Origin of the sequence: Pyxidicoccus sp. MSG2 (genome assembly GCF_026626705.1) — a bacterium.
Lineage (GTDB): Bacteria > Myxococcota > Myxococcia > Myxococcales > Myxococcaceae > Myxococcus.
Window position 1 is genome coordinate 10,051,887 of the sequence record NZ_JAPNKC010000001.1, and the last position, 16,530, is coordinate 10,068,416.

A 16,530-nucleotide genomic window follows, 5' to 3' on the forward strand; every position below is an offset into this window, starting at 1 on the left:
CGCCGTACCCGTTGTCCGAAGGGAATCCGCCATGGAGAACACCCGCACGCTGGCCGACGTGGACCCGGAGATTGCCCGCGTCCTGCGCGAGGAGACGCAGCGCCAGGAAGAGGGGCTGGAGCTCATCGCCTCCGAGAACTTCGTCTCCCCGGCGGTGATGGAGGCGGTGGGCTCGGTGCTCACCAACAAGTACGCGGAGGGCTACCCCGGCAAGCGCTACTACGGCGGCTGCGAGGTGGTGGACGTCGCGGAGAACCTGGCCCTGTCGCGCGTGAAGGAGCTCTTCGGCGCGGACGCGGCCAACGTGCAGGCGCACTCCGGCAGCCAGGCCAACATGGGCGCCTTCATGGCGCTGATGAAGCCGGGCGACACCATGCTGTCGCTGGACCTCAACTCCGGCGGACACCTCACGCACGGCGCGTCCTTCAACTTCTCCGGCAAGCTCTACAAGGTCGTCCACTACGGCCTGACGCGCGACACGGAGACCATCGACTTCGCGCAGGTGGAGTCGCTGGCCAGGGAGCACAAGCCCAAGGTCATCGTCGTGGGCGCGAGCGCCTACCCGCGCACGCTCGACTTCGCGAAGTTCCGCGAGATTGCCGACGCGGTGGGCGCGGCGATGCTGGTGGACATGGCGCACATCGCCGGCCTCGTGGCCGCGGGCGTGCACCCGTCGCCGGTGCCCTTCGCTGAGATTGTCACCAGCACCACGCACAAGACGCTGCGCGGCCCGCGCGGCGGCCTGGTGCTCAGCCGCGAGCAGTACGCCAAGAGCATCAACAGCCAGATCTTCCCCGGCATCCAGGGCGGTCCGCTGATGCACGTCATCGCCGGCAAGGCGGTGGCCTTCCGCGAGGCGCTGTCGCCGGAGTTCAAGGCGTACCAGAAGCAGATTGTCGCCAACGCGAAGGCGCTGGCGGAGGCGCTGAAGGGCGCGGGCCTGCGGCTGTGCTCGGGCGGTACGGACAACCACCTGATGCTGGTGGACCTGCGGCCCAAGAAGCTCACCGGCAAGGTGGCCGAGGAGGTGCTCGGCAAGGCCGGCATCACCGTGAACAAGAACATGATTCCGTTCGACCCGGAGAAGCCGATGGTGACGTCCGGCGTCCGGGTGGGCACGCCGGCCATTACGACGCGCGGCATGCGCGAGGCGGAGATGGCGGTGGTGGGGCGGCTCATCGGCGAGGCGCTGGATGCGGCGCAGGACGACGCGGCCCTGACGCGCATCCGCGGCAAGGTGAAGGAGCTGTCGCAGGGCTTCCCGCTGTACGCCTCGCGGCTGAAGTAGGGGGAGCGCAAGGTACCGCCACCCCATGCGCTGCCCCTTCTGCCAGGACGCCGAGAACAAGGTCATCGACTCTCGCGAGTCGCATGAGGGCTCGGTCATCCGCCGTCGCCGCGAGTGCCTGGCCTGCAAGCGCCGCTTCACCACGTATGAGCGGGTGGAGGAGCTCCACCCGCTCATCGTGAAGAAGGACGGGCGGCGCGAGGTCTTCGACCGCGAGAAGATTGTCAGCGGCCTGAAGAAGGCGTGCGAGAAGCGGCCCGTCTCCGCCGACCAGCTGGAGGAGACGGTGGTCGCGATCGAGCGACAGCTGCAGGGCATGGGCGAGAAGGAAGTCCCCTCGTCCGTCATCGGCGAAGAGGTCATGCGCCGGCTGCGGCAACTGGATGAAGTGGCGTACGTTCGCTTCGCGTCCGTGTACCGGAGCTTCCGCGACATCGCGGAGTTCATGGACGAGCTGAAGCCGCTGCTCGAGTCCGAGGAGCGGGAGCGCAAGGCGAAGGCGCCGCCGGAGACGGGCGGTTAAAGAGGACACATGCGGCTGCTGACGCGGGCACGGATGGATGCAACGAGGGCGCCCCGGGCAAAGCGGGCGGCGGACTTCGACCGCGCCGTGGCCGAGTTCTTCATGCGCATCGCCCTGGAGGAAGCGGCCAAGGGGATGGGCCGCACCAGTCCGAATCCGGTGGTGGGCGCGGTGCTGGTGAAGGGCGGGCGCATCATCGCCCGCGGCTACCACAAGAAGGCGGGCACCGCGCACGCGGAGGTGGTGGCGCTGGAGGCGGCGGGCTCGAAGGCGAAGGGCGCGGACCTCTACACCACGCTGGAGCCGTGCGACCACTACGGGCGCACGCCGCCGTGCAGCCTGGCGATTCTGGAGGCAGGGGTGCGCCGGGTCATCTGCGCGTCCTCGGACCCCAATCCCCAGGTGAGCGGCAAGGGCGTGGCGCGGCTGCGGCGCGGCGGGGTGAAGGTGCTCACCGGCGTCCTGCAGGAAGAGGCGGACACGCTGAACCGGCCCTTCTTCAAGGTGATGCGCTCCGGGCTGCCGTGGGTGACGCTGAAGGCGGCGGTGACGCTGGACGGGAAGCTGGCCACGGCAACGGGTGACTCGCGCTGGGTGACGGGCGAGCCGGCGCGCGCGTGGGTGCACCGGCTGCGCGACGCGGTGGACGTCATCCTCGTGGGCGCGAACACGGTGCGGAAGGACGACCCGAAGCTCACGACGCGGCTGCCGGGTGGCGGAGGGAAGGACCCGCTGCGCGTGGTGGTGGACAGCCACCTGCGCCTGTCCCCGGGCTACACCGTCTTCACGCAGCGCAGCCCCGCGCGCACCGTGATTGCGACGCTGGAGGACCCGGAGGGCCGCAAGGCGCGGCGCTTCCTCGCCCAGGGCGTGGACGTGTGGCAGGTGCGCCAGAAGGCGGGCCGGGTGGACTTGAAGGCACTGCTGAAGCGCATCGCCAAGAGTGGCCTCAACCACGTGCTGGTGGAGGGTGGGGCGGAGATGTACGGCTCGTTCCTGCGCGAGCACCTGGCGGACTCGCTGGCGCTGTTCCTGGCGCCGAAGCTGATTGGCTCACCCGGGCTGTCGTGGGCGGGAGACCTGGGCGTGAAGGAGATGGCCCAGGCCGTGTCCGTGAGCGACCTCACCTTCGAGCGCCACGGAGCCGACGTCCTGCTCCAGGCGCTGCTGTAGGACCCGGGCAAGCCGTCCCGGCGCCAGTTATAAGGCGCCCATGTTCACCGGACTCATCCAGGACCTGGGCAGGGTGGAGCGCGTCATCCCCGGCGGAATGACGGACCTCTGGATTCGCACCTCTCTTGGCGCCGAGAAGTTCGACCTGGGCGAGTCCATCGCCGTCGACGGCGCGTGCCTCACGGTGGTGGAGCGCAGCGGGGACACCTTCAAGGTGCAGGCCGCGCCGGAGACGCTCCGCCGCACCACCCTGGGCGCCGTACGGCCGGGCGACCGCGTGAATCTGGAGCGCGCCCTGGCGCTGGGCGACCGTCTGGGCGGGCACCTGGTCTCCGGCCATGTGGACGCCGTCAGTGAAGTCCTGGAGACCTTCCCCGAGGGCGGCTCGTGGGTGATGCGTTTTCGGCTGCCGGAGGAGCTGGCCCCGTTCTTCATCGAGAAGGGCTCGGTGGCCATCGACGGCATCAGCCTCACCGTCAACACGGTGGAGGCGGACCGCTTCAGCGTGCAGCTCATCCCCGAGACGCAGGAGCGCACCACCCTGCGGGCCAAGGCGGCGGGCGCCCGGGTGAACCTGGAGGCGGACCAGATTGGCAAGTACGTGGCCCGGCTCTTCGCCCTCCAGCGGGGGCAGGGGGCACCCGGGGGCGGTGGCGGGCTGACGGCGGCGGCCGTCCGGGCGGCGGGCTTCGGGACGCCGTAGCCCGCGACGCCGGGGCGCGGGTGGTGTAGGAAGCGCCGCATGCCTCGCTATTTCGACGGTGACTACCTTCCCCCCAAGGGGCGCTTCGCCATCTGCGTGGCCCGCTTCAACGGCTTCATCACCGAGGAGCTGGCCAAGGGCGCCGTGGACACCCTGGTGCGCCATGGCGTCGCGGACGCGGACATCGACGTGTACCGCTGCCCCGGCACCTATGAGCTGCCCGGCCTGGTGCGCCGGGTGACGGAGTCCCGCCAGTACGCGGGCGTGATTACGCTGGGCGCCGTCATCCGCGGCGGCACCCCCCACTTCGACTACGTGGCGGGCGAGTGCGCCAAGGGCATCGGTCAGGTGGCCTTCAGTGCGGCGGCGGGCACTCCGGCCACGGCCGTCACCTTCGGCGTGCTGACGTGCGATACCGTGGAGCAGGCCATCGACCGGGCGGGCGTGAAGGCGGGCAACAAGGGCGCCGAGGCCACGCTGGCCTGCATCGAGATGGTCAACCTGTACGCGAAGCTGGCGGCGACGGAAGGAAGGAAGGGCTAATCCATGGGCGCGCGGAGAACCGGACGCGAGCGGGCGCTGCAGGCGCTCTACCAGTTGGAGATGGCCCCCGCGACGGCGGCCGAGGCCCTGGAGTCCGCATGGACGGCCTCCGAGGAGGCCAAGCGAGACCCGGACGCGGTGAAGTTCGCCCGCGAGCTGGTCGAGGGCGTGCAGGGCCACCGCGAGGAAATCGACCAGTTGATTGAACGGCACAGCCACAACTGGCGGCTGGACCGCATGTCCCGCATCGACCGCAATGTGCTGCGCCTGGGCATCTTCGAGCTGAAGTACCGCCCGGACATCCCCCGCAAGGTCACCATCAACGAGGCGGTGGAGCTGGGGAAGAACTTCGGCACCGAGGAGTCCAGCGCCTTCGTCAACGGCCTGCTGGACCGCGTGGCCGTGGCGCTCAACAAGCCGTGAGCCGTTGAAGCCGTGAGCCGGTGACGTCAGCGAGGGACACCCGCGTGAGCCAGACGACGACGCACGACATCGGGATGGAAGGCCTGGACGCGCTCGGCGGGGTGGATGCCCTCTGCCTCTTCGTGGCCGAGGATGACCGGCCCCTGCCGTCCTCCGCCGGCTACGTGGACTGGCGCCTGTGCGGCGCCCTGTCGCGGGTGTTGAAGAATGGCTTCTTCACCGGGGCCAAGGACGACTGGCTCCTCTTGCCGTCCGACGGGAAGCTGCCCGTGCCGCGCATCTTCGTGGTGGGGCTGGGCTCCCGGCAGAAGCTGGACGCGGGCGCGCTGAGCGAGGCCCTGGCCGGCGCGGGCCGGGTGCTGAGCCGGGCGAAGGTGGACTCGGTGGCCCTGGAGGTGCCCTTCGGGGGCCGGGCCGAGGACGCCGCGCGGGCGGAGGCCTACCAGAAGGGCTTCCTCCCGGCGTTCAAGGGTGGACGGGTGGCGCTCCTCGTGGACAAGGGGCTCGTCCGGCTCCTACCAGCCCGCAAGGGGTGACGCTCGGCGGCCGGGCAGGCGTTCTGTTAGCATGTACCGCCCGGGGCGAGCGCACATGCGTGTCAAGGTCTTGATTGTCGAGGACTCCAAGGCGTCGCGCGAGTACATCGCCGCGATGGTGGAGGCCGTGGAGGGCATCGAGGCCATCGTCACCTCGAGCGGCTTCGAAGCGCTGAAGCTGCTGCCCCGCCACCGGTTCGAGCTCATCATCACCGACATCAACATGCCCGACATCAACGGGCTGGAGCTCATCAACTTCGTCAAGAAGAACCCCAACTACCGGGACGTGCCCCTGTTCATCATCACCACCGAGGGGCGCGAGCAGGACCGAGACCGCGGCATGGCGCTGGGCGCGACGGAGTACCTCGTCAAACCCTTCCTGCCCGGGAGCCTGGAAGAGCTCCTGCGGCGCTACCTGAAGCTGCCGTGAATCCCAGCTCCAAGGCCCTGGCCGAGTTCGTGGCCGAGGCGACCGAAATCCTCGACGCGCTGGGCAAGGACCTGCTCGTGCTCGACGAGCGCCGTGGCCAGGAGGCGGACCCGGAGCTGGTCAACGGCATCTTCCGCGCGGCGCACTCGCTCAAGGGGCTGTCCGGGCTGTTCGGCCAGGAGCGCATCTCCCGGCTGGCGCATGGGACAGAAGACCTGCTGGACCGGCTCCGCCTGGGCCGGCTGCGTCTGGACGACACGGCGCTGGACGCGCTGATCGAAGCGCTGGACGCCTTCCAGGCCCTGCTGGCCGAGGCGGCACGGGGCTCCGAGTCCGAGCCACTCTCCCGGCGCGTGGAGGACATGACGGCACGGCTGGCCGGGCTGGGCTCGCCGCCGGTGTCGGTGGACGAAGACCCGCTGGACCGGCTGGAGCTGGACGCGCAGGTGCGCTCCGTCTTCACCGAGTATGAGGAGCACCGCCTCCGCGAGAATGTGCGGCGCGGCGTGTCGCTGTGGCGGGTGCGTGCCGCGTTCGACCTGTCCGACTTCGACAAGGGGCTGGCGGACCTCAACGCGCGCCTCAAGCCGATGGGCGAGGTCATCAGCACGCTGCCGTCCGCGCGGCCCGGTGGGGCGCACGGCATCGCCTTCGACCTCATCTTCGGCGCGCAGGCGTCCGGTGATGAGCTGGAGGCAGGGTTGAAGGGCACGCCCGCGGAGCTGTCCCCGCTGGTGGTGCGCCCGGCGGTCACCCACGCCGCCGCCCAGGCCCTGGCTCGCTCCGTGGAGCCTCCTCCGTCCACCCGCCAGTCGCTGTCCCGCGTGGACGCGCCCTCGGCTCCGGTGAAGCGGGGCGGGAAGAAGAAGGGCGCCCGGGCAGGCACCGCCTCCACGGGAGCCCAGCAGCCCCTGCTGCCGGCGGCGCCGGACGCGGATGGAGCCGATTTCTCGGGCCCGGGCGACGCGCTGGTGCCGGTGACGCCGTCCGCGCTTCAGTCGCCAGCGGGCGCGCCCGGAGCGTCGGTGGCGTACCTGCAAGGGGCCGGCGGGGCGCAGCGGGCCCGGGCCGTGGTGATGGAGACTCCCGCCACGGGCACCGCCTCGCCAGCGCGTCCGGAGGGCGATACCTCGCTGCGCTCGCTGACGCAGACGGTGCGCGTGGACATCGGCCGGCTGGATGGGCTCATCAACATGGTGGGCGAGCTGCTGCTCATCAAGGCCAACCTCCAGCGCCTGGCGGAGTCCGCGCGGCAGGACGGGGCGGTGGCGCTGTCCAAGCTGTTCGGCCAGGAGCTGGCGCGCGAGACGCGAGGCCTGGAGCGCAAGCTGGAGGCGCTCCAGGAGGGGCTGCTCGAGGCGCGCATGGTCCCCGTGGGCCAGGTCTTCGACAAGCTGGCCCGGCTGGTGCGCCGCATCACCCGCGAGGCGGGGAAGGAAATCGAGTTCGTCATCGGCGGCGGCGAGGTGGAGCTGGACAAGCTCATCGTCGAGGAGCTGAGCGACCCGCTGATGCACCTCATCCGCAACGCCATCGACCACGGCGTGGAGTCCCCCGAGGCGCGGCTGGCCGCCGGCAAGCCCCGGCGCGCGGTGGTGGCACTGCGCGCCGAGCAGAAGGGCAACCACGTCGTCATCGAGGTGAGCGACGACGGCGCCGGCATCGACGAGCTGCGCGTGCGCGAGGTGGCGCTCACCCGGGGCCTCATCACCTTCTCCCAGGCGGCGGAGATGGGCCGGCGCGAGCTGCTCAACCTCATCTTCCTGCCCGGCTTCTCCACCGCGCGCAGCGTGTCCGAGCTGTCCGGGCGTGGCGTGGGCCTGGACGTGGTGAAGAACAACCTGGGCAATCTGTCCGGCATCATCGACGTGTGGAGCGAGCGCGGGAAGGGCACCGCCTTCCACCTCACGCTGCCCGTCACCCTGGCCATCATCCGCGCGTTGGTGGTGGGCGTGAGTGGCCGCACCTACGCGGTGCCGCTCAACAGCGTGCTGGAAATCCTCTCCGTGCAGCCCAAGGACATCCGCACCGTGGAGCGGCGCGAGGTGTTGGATTTGCGCGGGCAGACGCTGCCCTTCATGCGGCTGGCGCGGATGTTCGCCCTGCCGGAGCGGCCGGTGAATCGCTACTTCGTGGTGGTGGTGGGGCTGGCGCAGGAGCGGCTGGGCATCGCCGTGGACGAATTGCACGGCCAGCAGGACATCGTCACCAAGCCCCTGGGGGGCCGGCTGCAGTCCGTCCGGGGCATCTCCGGCGCCACGGACCTGGGCAACCGGCGCACGGTGCTGGTGCTGGACGTGGCCGCGCTGCTGGAGGAGGGCCTGGCCGTGGAGCGCCGTCGGGCCTGAGTCGCGCTGCGGCCGGGGCGGCTGGCTGCTATCCTCGGTGGCCGTGTCCCGGTTCGCAGAGCTACTCGACGACTTCTTCTACCGCCCGGACGAGGACGTCGCCGGACTGCACGACTTCGCCGCCGGCAGCGACGGCACGCAGGCGTCCGTCCCGGAAGAGGTGCCGGAGGAGTACCTCGCGTTCCGCCTGGAGGGCGAGTGCTACGCGGTGCCCATCCGCGTCGTGCGGGAAATCTCCAAGGTGCCCCCGCTGACGGAGATTCCCCGCGCGGAGGCGCACCTGCTCGGCGTGATGAACCTGCGGGGTGAATTGCTGCCCGCCTACGACATCAAGGTGCGGCTGAGGCTGGCGGAGCGCGCGCCCGTCGTCGCGGGTCCCGAGGCGCCCCCGCCACCGCGCGACGCGCGCATCCTGGTGCTGCGCACGGAGTCCGGCCCCGCCGGGGTGTGGGTGGACGGTGTCTCCGGCGTGGTGAAGCTGAAGCCCTCCATGCTGGAGGCGGCGCCGCCGGGGCTGCGCTCGGGGGACAGGGACTGCGTGGTCGGCATTGGCCGGCGGGGGTCCACGCTCTACATCCTCCTCGACCCGGAACAGGCGCTTGCCTCATGAAGGACCCGGTCAACCTCCTGGCGCGCCGGCCGCGCGCGGTGCTGGACGCTCCCGCCGAGGAGGCGGACGCGCTGGTGCAGTTGTGCGCCTTCTTCGTGGGCAACGAGGAGTACGTGCTGGACATCATGCGCGTGGAGGAAATCCTCCCGCCCCAGCGCGTCACGCCCATCCCCCATGCGCCGTCCTTCGTGGAGGGCGTGCTGCACCTGCGGGGCATCATCCTGCCGGTGGTGGACCTGCGGCGCCGGTTGCTGGGGCAGGCGACGCCGGAGACGCCGAAGACGCGGCTGCTGGTGTGCCGGCTGGGGACGCGGCGCGTGGCGGTGCGGGTGGACCGGGTGGCGGAGGTGCTGCGCGTGCGCAAGGGTGACATCAAGCCCGCGCCGGCGCTGGTGGTGGCGGGGCGCTCGCCCTTCGTGGTGGGCGTATGCGGGCCGCCGGAGCGGCTCCGGCTGCTCCTGGATTTGAAGGCATTGTTGCGCGCGGAGCTGGAGCGCGAGTCCTCACGGAGGCCCGAATGAGCCTGAACGACGGAGCACGCATGGACCGGCAGTCGCTCGAAGGGCACCGCCGCATTCTCGGCATCGTCTTCATCGTGATGAACGCGCTCACGCTCCTGGTGGCGCTGGGGTTCGGTGCCTTCGGCCTGGCCATGGGCCAGTTTGGGATGCAGCACGCGTCGGCGGACGAGCGGACTCTTGTGACGGCCGTCCTCGTGGGCGTCACCGGCTGCTTCTTCCTGATGGGGCTGCCGGGCATCATCACCGGAATCGGCCTGCTGAAGCGCCGCCCGTGGTCTCGGACGCTGGCGCTGGTGATGGGTGTTCTCGCCCTTCCCAACGTCCCGCTCGGGACGGCCCTGGGCATCTACACCATCTGGTTCTACACGCAGGTGGGGTCCGACCAGGTCTTCGAATGAACCACCTGCCCGAGTTCCCCGCGGAGGAGGCTCGCTACCGCGCGCTCCAGGAGCTGGACCCGCGGACGGCGGGGGCCCTGGAGGTTCTCGTCATCGGGCTGCACGACGAGAGCTGGCGTGTGCGCCACGTGGCGGCCGAGGCCCTCAAGCGGCTGCCCTCCCCGCGTGAGGTGGCCGAGCGCCTCATCCGCGTGCTGGGCGAGCGCGGGGAGACGGGCGCGCGCAACGCGGCGGCGGAGGCGCTGGCGGGCCTGGGCGGCGCGGCGCTGGGGCCGCTGGTGGTGCTGCTGGCGCACCCGGACCCGGACCAGCGCAAGTTCGCGGCGGACATCCTCGGGCAGCTCGGGCAGCGCACCGCGGAGCTGCCGCTGGTGCGGGCGCTGGAGGACCCGGACCTCAACGTGCGGGTGTCCGTGTCGGAGGCGCTGGGGCGGGTGGGCGGTGAGCACTCGGCGCGCGCGCTGGAGGGGCTGCTGTCGGACGCGGAGCCGCTCCTGCGACTGTCCGCGCTGGAGGGGCTCGCGCTCCTGCGCCGCCCGCCGCCGTTGCCGGTGGTGCTGTCGCTGCTGGACGACCCGAGGCTGCAGCGCAGCGCCTTCCGCGTGCTGGGGCTGGTGCCGCAGGTGGTGGCCACGGAGCGCATCTGCCAGGGGCTGGCGTCGGCGGTGCGCTCGGTGCGCGAGGCGGCGCTGGGCGCGCTGGGCACGCAGGTGGCGCTGGCGGAGCCGATGCGGCGTGGCGAAATCGAGGCGGTGGTGCGCGTGGCGCTGAGGCGCCTGCCGGACGCGGCGGAGCGGCTGGCCCAGGCGCTGGAGGCCGAGGACGTGACGGTGCGCTCGGGCGCGCTGGTGTCCGCGGCGGCGCTGGGCGAGGCGTCCCTGGCGCTGCCGGTGGCGGAGGCCGCGCGGGAGGACCGGCTGCTGCGCGAGGTGCTGAACACGCTGGGCCGGCTGGGGCCGGAGGGCGGGCGCGCGCTGCTGGCCCACATGGCGGACCTGTCCTCGCCGGCCCGGGCGGCCGCCGCCGAGGCGCTGGTGGACCTGGTGGACGCCGACTCGGTGACGGCGCTGTGCGCGCTGCTGGAGTGGGCGGAGGACGACCTGCGCGCGGTGGTGGTGCGGGCGCTGGGGCGCACGCGCTCGCCGGAGGCCGTGCCTCCGCTGGTGGACCTGCTGGTGGATTCGTCCCTCGCGGGCGCGGCGACGCGGGCGCTGGGCGTGCTGGCGGGCAGCAACCGGGCGGCGGTGCTGGCGGCGCTGGAAGCGGCGGTGACGAGTCGGGCGACCTCGGCGGCGGTGGCGGCGCTGGCCCGCGTGGGCGGTGCGCCCGCGCTGCCCGCGCTGCGGCAACTGGCCCGGGACGCGGAGCCCACCTGGCGCGCGGCGGCGGTGGAGGCCGCGGGCGAGGTGGATGGCACGGTGGGCCGCGAACTGGCGCGCGCCGCGCTGGCGGACGAGGCGGTGCAGGTGCGTGCCGTCGGGGTGCGTGCCATGGGCCGGCTGGGAGGCCCGGAGGCGGGTGCGCTGCTGCGGCCCGCGCTGCACGACGAGGACGCCGCCGTGCGCCTGGCCGCGGTGGAGGCGGTGGGCGAGTGCGGGGCGGCGGACCGGGCCGGTGACCTGGAAGCGCTGGTGCGACACCCGGACGGCGCGCTGGCGGTGGCGGCGGTGCGCGCGCTGGCGCGGCTGGGCGTGGCGGTGCCCGGGATGCTGCGCGAAGCGGCGGGCCACCCGGACGCGGAGGTGGTGAAGGCGGCGCTGTCCGCGGGCGCGGTGAGCGAGCAAGGGGTGGCCCTGGCGTTATCGCTCCTGGGGCACCCGCGCTGGGACGTGCGCGCGGCGGCGGCCCGGGTGCTGGGAGATTCGGGCGGGCCGGAGTGTCTGGCCGCCGCCCGTGGAGCGCTGGAGGCGGAAGCGGACGCCCTGGCGCGGCAGACCCTCTCCGACGCGGTGGAGCGCCTGTCCCGGCGCTGAGGAGAGACCGCGTGGCTCGCTTCGACGATGGACGCCCGGAGATGACGGTGGAGGAGTTCCGGCTCCTCAGGGACCACGTGTACTCGCACTGCGGCATCCTGGTGCACGAGGACATGAAGTTCGTGATGGAGCGCCGGCTGTGGCCCCGGCTGGAGGCGCTGGGGTTGGCCGACTTCGGCGCCTACCATCGCTACCTGCGCTACGACGCCCAGCGGCACGCGGAGCTGGAGGCGGCCGTCGAGTCGCTCACCACGCACGAGACGTACTTCTTCCGCGAGCCCTCGCAGCTCAAGGCCTTCTGTGAGGAGTTGCTGCCGCTCCTGGAGAAGCGCAACGGCCGCACGCGGCGGCTGCGGCTGTGGTCGGCGGGGTGCTCGTCCGGAGAGGAGGCCTACACGCTGGCCATGCTCCTCAAGGACAGCCGCCGCTTCGACGACTGGGACGTGGAGGTGTACGGCACGGACATCTCCCGCCGCGTGCTGACCATGGCGCGGCGCGCGGAGTACGGGCCGTCCGCGCTGCGCGCCACGTCCGCGGACCTGCTGGAGCGCCACTTCCTGCCGGCGGGCAACAACCGCGTGCGCGTGCGCGACGAGGTGCGCTCCTGGGTGTCCTTCGGCCACCACAACCTGCTGGACGAGACGGGCAGCCAGCTGGTGCCGCGCATGGACGTCGTCTTCTGCCGCAACGTGATGATCTACTTCGACCAGTCGGCGCGGCGCCGGGTGCTGCGCATCGTCCGGGACAGGCTGGTGCCCGGGGGCTACCTGCTGCTGGGCCACTCGGAGAACCTCTTGAACCTGGGCGCGGACTTCGAGCTGGTGCACCTGCGCGGAGACCTCGTGTACCGCCGGCCGGAGCTGCCGGGCCTGGCGGGAGGGGAGGGGCGATGAGCGCGCAGGACTCCATCTCCGTGCTCGTCATCGACGACTCGGCGCACAACCGCCACACCCTCACCACGCTGCTGGAGTCCGCCCCCGACGTGCGCGTGCTGGACCGCGCTGCCGACGGCGAGGAGGGGCTGAAGAAGGTCCTGGAGCTGAAGCCGGACGTGGTGACGCTGGATTTGGAGATGCCGAAGCTGGGGGGCTACACCTTCCTGCGGCTGCTGATGCGCACGGTGCCCACGCCCGTCATCGTCATCTCCAGCTACTCGCACAAGTCGGACGTGTTCAAGGCGCTGGAGCTGGGGGCCTTCGACTTCATCGCCAAGCCGCCGCGAAGCACGCGCGAGGCGCTGGACGGGCTGCGCAACGAGCTGCTCGACAAGGTGCGGGCGGCGCGGCACGTGCGGCCCGGCCAGCGGCACGCGGCGCCGGGCGCGCGGGCCATGGCGGTGGCGGGCGAACTGCCGCTGGTGGTGGCGGTGGGCGCGTCCACGGGTGGGCCGCCCGCGGTGCAGCGGCTGCTGGAAGGGCTGGCCTCGGAGCCGACGCCGTGCGTGCTGGTGAGCCAGCACATGCCCTCGCAATTCACGCGGGCCTTCGCCGAGCGACTGGACCGCATCGGCCCCTTCACGGTGACGGAGGCGTGCGACGGAGACGTGGTGCAGCCGGGGCACGTGTACATCGCCCCGGGCGGGCGGCACATGGTGGTGGCCGAGCGCGGCACGAAGCTGGAGCTGCACACGCCGCCGCCCACGCCGCTGGACAAGTACGCGCCGAGCGTGGACCGCCTCTTCACCAGCGTGGCGCAGGTGCTCGGTCCGCGCGCGCTCGCGGTGGTGCTGACGGGCATGGGCGCGGACGGCGCGGAGGGCGCGCGCGAGGTGGCCCGCGTGGGCGGCGAGGTCTGGGCCGAGTCCGAGGAGACGGCGGTCGTGTTCGGCATGCCGGGCGAGGCCATCGCCACCGGAGCGGTGAAGCGGGTGCTGCGGCTGGGGGAGATGGGCCCCGCGCTGGCGGCCCTGGCCAAGCGCAAGCGGTAGCGGCCCGCCACTTTTTCAACGGAGTGGCGAAAGTCCTGGAACCCGGAGTGTCTCCCGGAAGTCCGGAATCGAAGCAGGGAGTGTCGGCCGGAGGGCCGGACACGGTTCGGGGAGTGTCGGCCGGAAGGCCTGACAGGGCTCTGGAAATCGGGCTGGCGGACAGGGCTCCCCGCGGGGCTGGTGCTTCCTCGCCGTGGCCGAATGGCCCGGGTGGTAGTCTTCTGGGGTCATGACGCAGCAGATCCGAGCGCTGGTGGTGGACGACTCGCAGGCGATGCGGCGCAGCATCATGTACGCCCTGCAGCGCATCAGCGGCATGGTCTGCACGGAGGCCCAGGACGGGGCGGACGGACTGAAGAAGCTGACACAGGGCCAGTTCGACGTGGTGCTGACGGACATCAACATGCCGCTGATGGACGGGCTCAAGCTCATCAGCCACATCCGCCGGGCGACGGACCACCGGCACGTGCCCATCGTCGTCATCACCACGGAGAGCGCGGCGGCGGACCGCGAGCGGGCGATGAAGCTGGGAGCCAGCGCGTACCTGGTGAAACCCGTGCAGGCGAAGGTGGTGATGGATACCGTTCGGGACGTGCTGAAGCTGGACTGAGGGCCGCCCCGCGAATGGATGCCGTTCTGGAAGTGGACGGGCTGGAGAAGGTCTACGGCGACGTGAAGGCCGTGAGAGGGCTCTCCTTCGCGGTGGCTCCGGGCGAGGTGCTCGGCCTGGTGGGGCCCAACGGCGCGGGGAAGACGTCCACCCTGCGGTGCCTCGCGGGCATCCTGCCTCCCAGCGCGGGTCGCGTCGTGGTGGCGGGGCACGACCTGAGACAGCAGACGGTGGAGGCGAAGCGCGCGCTGGCCTTCCTCCCGGACGAGCCGCGCTTCTTCGAGTACCTCACCGTGTGGGAGCACCTGAACTTCACCGCGCGGCTCTACGGGGTGGAGGACTGGGAGGCGCGCGGCCGGGCGCTGCTGGAGGAGATGGAGCTGTCCGGCAAGGAGAAGTCGCTGCCGGGCGAGCTGTCGCGAGGCATGAAGCAGAAGCTGTCCATCGCCTGCGGCTTCCTGCACTCGCCGAAGCTCATCCTGCTGGACGAGCCGCTCACGGGACTGGACCCCATCGGCATCCGGCGGATGAAGGCCTCGCTGCGGCGCCGGGCGGAGGAGGGCGCGGCGCTGGTGCTGTCCTCGCACCTGCTGCCGCTGGTGGAGGAGTTGTGTCACCGCCTCCTGGTGATTGCCGGCGGCCGGGCGGTGGCGCTGGGCACGCTGCCGGAGATTCGCGCGCGGCTCAGCGGCCCGGAGGCGGAGGGCGCGTCGCTGGAGGAGCTCTTCATCCGCATCACCAGCGCGGCGGCGGAGCCCGGGACGCCCTCGCCGTGAGCTTTCCGCGCGCGGTGCTGTTCCTGTGGACCGTGTCGCTGCGCAACCGCGTGTGGCGGCAGCTCGCGCGGCTGCGGCGGCCGCGCTACCTGCTGGGCGCGCTGGTGGGGCTGGTATACCTGTACTCCGTCCTCGCCCGGGGCCTGGGCGTCCGGGGGCTGGGGGGCATGTCCGGGAGCGCGAGGCTGTTCGCGGAGCTGTCGCTGGTGGGCTCGGCGCTGGGGACGGTGTTCGCCGCGTGGGTGCTGGGGAGGGACCAGCCGTCGCTGACCTTCTCGGAGACGGAGGTGGTGCAGCTGTTCCCCGCGCCCGTCACGCGGCGCGCGCTGCTGCACTACAAGCTGGTGCGCGGCCTGCTGGGGGCGACGGTGGGCGCGCTGTTCGCCACGGTGTTCATCGGCCGGGTGGTGAGCGGCACGCCGGTGCTCTTCTTCCTGGGCGCCAGCCTGGCGCTGGGGACGCTGTACCTGCACACGACGGCGGCGTCCTTCACGCGCACGCGGCTGGCGGCCCGTGGCGGCTGGGGCCTGGTGGTGCGCTGGGGCGGGGTGACGCTGGTGCTGGTGGCCGTGGCCCTGGCGGTGCTCGGAGCCCTTCGCGCGCATCCCTTCCCGGAGGAGGTCTCCTCGTCGAGAGATTTGCGCACGTGGCTGCAGGTGCTGGTGGCGTCGCCGGGCCTGGACGCGGTGCTGTGGCCGGGGCGGCTGCTGGTGGGGCCGTCGCTGGCGGGGGACGTCGGTGGCTTCCTCCGTGCGCTGCCTCCGGTGCTGGCGCTGGCCGTGACGCACTATGGCTGGGTGATGCTGGTGGAGGTGCCCTTCGAGGAGACGGCGGTGGTGCGGGCGGAGTCGCGCGCCCGGGAGCGGGCGCTGCGCGCGTCGGGGCAGCGGGCGCGGACGGGCACCTTCACCCTGCGCAAGCCGCCCTTCCGGCTGGCGGCGCGTGGGCGGCCGGAGGTGGCGCTCGTCTGGAAGAACCTCGTGGCCCGCAAGCGCATGGCGGGTGGCGTGGTGAGCTTCGTCCTCTTCATCGTGTTCGGCGGCGCCATCGCCGCGATGATGGGGGATGCGCGCCTCTTCACGGACACGCGGGAGGTGGTGGGGCCCCTGGCGATGACGCTGGCGGTGATGCTGACGGTGGTGGGCCCGAGCGCCTTCCGCATGGACCTGCGGATGGACCTGCCGAAGCTGGACCTGCTGCGGACCCTGCCATTGACGGGGCGGCAGGTGGTGGGCGCGGAATTGCTGGCGTCCGCACTGTCGCTGGGCGCCTTCCAGCTCGCGCTGCTGGCGGTGGCGCTGTTGATGGGGCCGGGAACGGAAGCGTCGCTGCTGAGCGACTGGTGGTGGCCCGTGGCGCTGTCGCTGGTGGTGCTCCTGCCCTCCCTGTCGCTGGCGGGCCTCTTCGTGCAGAACGCGGCGGTGGTGCTGTTCCCCGCGTGGGTGCCGGCGGACACGGGCACGCGGGTGCGCGGCCTGGAGGCCATGGGCCAGCGGTTGCTGACGCTGCTGGGTACGCTGGTGGTGACGCTGGCGGGGCTGGTGCCGGCGACGCTGGCGGCGCTGCTGGTGGGGCTGCCGCTGTACTCCGTGCTGGGGCCGTGGACCGTCCCCCCGGCGGCCCTGGCCGCGGCGGGCGTGCTGGTGGGGGAGGTGTGGCTGGGCGTCGTGGCTCTGGGCCGTGCCTTCGAGCGCCTGGACGTGTCCGAGGACCGACCGGAGTAGGGCGCCCGCCGTCGGCTCGTGGAC

Annotated in this window: 18 protein-coding genes; all 18 read left to right on the top strand. The window is 72.1% G+C overall.

Annotation, left to right across the window (positions count from 1 at the left end; genetic code table 11):
- Positions 1-31: 31 nt before the first annotated feature.
- Positions 32-1,288, top strand: a complete 1,257-nt coding sequence (gene glyA / locus OV427_RS39150; RefSeq protein WP_267861337.1) for a serine hydroxymethyltransferase — start codon at positions 32-34, stop codon at positions 1,286-1,288.
- Between the two features lie 25 nt (positions 1,289-1,313).
- Positions 1,314-1,811, top strand: a complete 498-nt coding sequence (gene nrdR, locus OV427_RS39155; protein WP_267861338.1) for a transcriptional regulator NrdR — start codon at positions 1,314-1,316, stop codon at positions 1,809-1,811.
- Between the two features lie 9 nt (positions 1,812-1,820).
- Positions 1,821-2,984, top strand: coding sequence for a bifunctional diaminohydroxyphosphoribosylaminopyrimidine deaminase/5-amino-6-(5-phosphoribosylamino)uracil reductase RibD (ribD, locus tag OV427_RS39160; RefSeq protein WP_267861339.1), 1,164 nt, complete (start codon positions 1,821-1,823; stop codon positions 2,982-2,984).
- Between the two features lie 40 nt (positions 2,985-3,024).
- The gene (locus tag OV427_RS39165; protein ID WP_267861340.1) at positions 3,025-3,687 is read left to right on the top strand and encodes a riboflavin synthase; all 663 of its coding nucleotides are present in this window, start codon (positions 3,025-3,027) and stop codon (positions 3,685-3,687) included.
- 39 nt (positions 3,688-3,726) lie between these two features.
- Positions 3,727-4,230, top strand: a complete 504-nt coding sequence (gene ribH / locus OV427_RS39170; protein ID WP_267861341.1) for a 6,7-dimethyl-8-ribityllumazine synthase — start codon at positions 3,727-3,729, stop codon at positions 4,228-4,230.
- A 3-nt stretch (positions 4,231-4,233) separates the two neighbouring features.
- Entirely contained in the window at positions 4,234-4,653 is a 420-nt protein-coding gene (gene nusB, locus OV427_RS39175) for a transcription antitermination factor NusB (protein WP_267861342.1), read from the top strand.
- Positions 4,654-4,697: 44 nt separating this feature from the next.
- Positions 4,698-5,189 (top strand): M17 family peptidase N-terminal domain-containing protein, encoded by a 492-nt coding sequence (locus OV427_RS39180; RefSeq protein ID WP_267861343.1) that lies wholly within the window; start codon positions 4,698-4,700, stop codon positions 5,187-5,189.
- Between the two features lie 55 nt (positions 5,190-5,244).
- Positions 5,245-5,619, top strand: coding sequence for a response regulator (locus tag OV427_RS39185; RefSeq protein WP_164001359.1), 375 nt, complete (start codon positions 5,245-5,247; stop codon positions 5,617-5,619).
- Positions 5,616-7,967, top strand: coding sequence for a chemotaxis protein CheA (locus OV427_RS39190; protein ID WP_267861344.1), 2,352 nt, complete (start codon positions 5,616-5,618; stop codon positions 7,965-7,967). The genes OV427_RS39185 and OV427_RS39190 overlap by 4 nt, the downstream gene beginning before the upstream one ends.
- Positions 7,968-8,010: 43 nt before the next feature.
- Entirely contained in the window at positions 8,011-8,577 is a 567-nt protein-coding gene (locus tag OV427_RS39195; RefSeq protein ID WP_267861345.1) for a chemotaxis protein CheW, read from the top strand.
- A complete protein-coding gene (locus OV427_RS39200) occupies positions 8,574-9,098 on the top strand; it encodes a chemotaxis protein CheW (protein ID WP_267861346.1) in 525 nt (174 codons plus the stop codon). The genes OV427_RS39195 and OV427_RS39200 overlap by 4 nt, the downstream gene beginning before the upstream one ends.
- Positions 9,095-9,496, top strand: coding sequence for a hypothetical protein (locus tag OV427_RS39205; RefSeq protein WP_267861347.1), 402 nt, complete (start codon positions 9,095-9,097; stop codon positions 9,494-9,496). Before OV427_RS39200 ends, OV427_RS39205 begins: the two co-directional genes overlap by 4 nt.
- Positions 9,493-11,469 (top strand): HEAT repeat domain-containing protein, encoded by a 1,977-nt coding sequence (locus OV427_RS39210; protein ID WP_267861348.1) that lies wholly within the window; start codon positions 9,493-9,495, stop codon positions 11,467-11,469. Before OV427_RS39205 ends, OV427_RS39210 begins: the two co-directional genes overlap by 4 nt.
- Before the next feature lie 11 nt (positions 11,470-11,480).
- Positions 11,481-12,362, top strand: coding sequence for a CheR family methyltransferase (locus tag OV427_RS39215; protein WP_267861349.1), 882 nt, complete (start codon positions 11,481-11,483; stop codon positions 12,360-12,362).
- Entirely contained in the window at positions 12,359-13,396 is a 1,038-nt protein-coding gene (gene cheB / locus OV427_RS39220) for a chemotaxis-specific protein-glutamate methyltransferase CheB (protein ID WP_164001369.1), read from the top strand. The genes OV427_RS39215 and cheB overlap by 4 nt, the downstream gene beginning before the upstream one ends.
- A 229-nt stretch (positions 13,397-13,625) precedes the next feature.
- Positions 13,626-14,006, top strand: a complete 381-nt coding sequence (locus OV427_RS39225) for a response regulator (protein ID WP_164001372.1) — start codon at positions 13,626-13,628, stop codon at positions 14,004-14,006.
- A gap of 14 nt (positions 14,007-14,020) precedes the next feature.
- Complete coding sequence (locus OV427_RS39230; protein ID WP_267861350.1) at positions 14,021-14,782, top strand: ABC transporter ATP-binding protein; 762 nt, start codon at positions 14,021-14,023, stop codon at positions 14,780-14,782.
- Positions 14,779-16,506: a putative ABC exporter domain-containing protein gene (locus tag OV427_RS39235; protein WP_267861351.1), complete on the top strand. Its 1,728-nt coding sequence runs from the start codon at positions 14,779-14,781 to the stop codon at positions 16,504-16,506. Before OV427_RS39230 ends, OV427_RS39235 begins: the two co-directional genes overlap by 4 nt.
- Positions 16,507-16,530: the final 24 nt, after the last annotated feature.

Bases quoted from the DNA above. Each gene is read 5' to 3' on its own strand.
- nusB (WP_267861342.1), top strand. From the start codon at position 4,234: ATGGGCGCGCGGAGAACCGGACGCGAGCGGGCGCTGCAGGCGCTCTAC.
- glyA (WP_267861337.1), top strand. From the start codon at position 32: ATGGAGAACACCCGCACGCTGGCCGACGTGGACCCGGAGATTGCCCGC.
- OV427_RS39205 (WP_267861347.1), top strand. From the start codon at position 9,095: ATGAGCCTGAACGACGGAGCACGCATGGACCGGCAGTCGCTCGAAGGG.
- OV427_RS39200 (WP_267861346.1), top strand. From the start codon at position 8,574: ATGAAGGACCCGGTCAACCTCCTGGCGCGCCGGCCGCGCGCGGTGCTG.
- OV427_RS39230 (WP_267861350.1), top strand. From the start codon at position 14,021: ATGGATGCCGTTCTGGAAGTGGACGGGCTGGAGAAGGTCTACGGCGAC.
- OV427_RS39225 (WP_164001372.1), top strand. From the start codon at position 13,626: ATGACGCAGCAGATCCGAGCGCTGGTGGTGGACGACTCGCAGGCGATG.
- OV427_RS39165 (WP_267861340.1), top strand. From the start codon at position 3,025: ATGTTCACCGGACTCATCCAGGACCTGGGCAGGGTGGAGCGCGTCATC.
- cheB (WP_164001369.1), top strand. From the start codon at position 12,359: ATGAGCGCGCAGGACTCCATCTCCGTGCTCGTCATCGACGACTCGGCG.
- ribH (WP_267861341.1), top strand. From the start codon at position 3,727: ATGCCTCGCTATTTCGACGGTGACTACCTTCCCCCCAAGGGGCGCTTC.
- nrdR (WP_267861338.1), top strand. From the start codon at position 1,314: ATGCGCTGCCCCTTCTGCCAGGACGCCGAGAACAAGGTCATCGACTCT.
- OV427_RS39185 (WP_164001359.1), top strand. From the start codon at position 5,245: ATGCGTGTCAAGGTCTTGATTGTCGAGGACTCCAAGGCGTCGCGCGAG.
- OV427_RS39210 (WP_267861348.1), top strand. From the start codon at position 9,493: ATGAACCACCTGCCCGAGTTCCCCGCGGAGGAGGCTCGCTACCGCGCG.
- ribD (WP_267861339.1), top strand. From the start codon at position 1,821: ATGCGGCTGCTGACGCGGGCACGGATGGATGCAACGAGGGCGCCCCGG.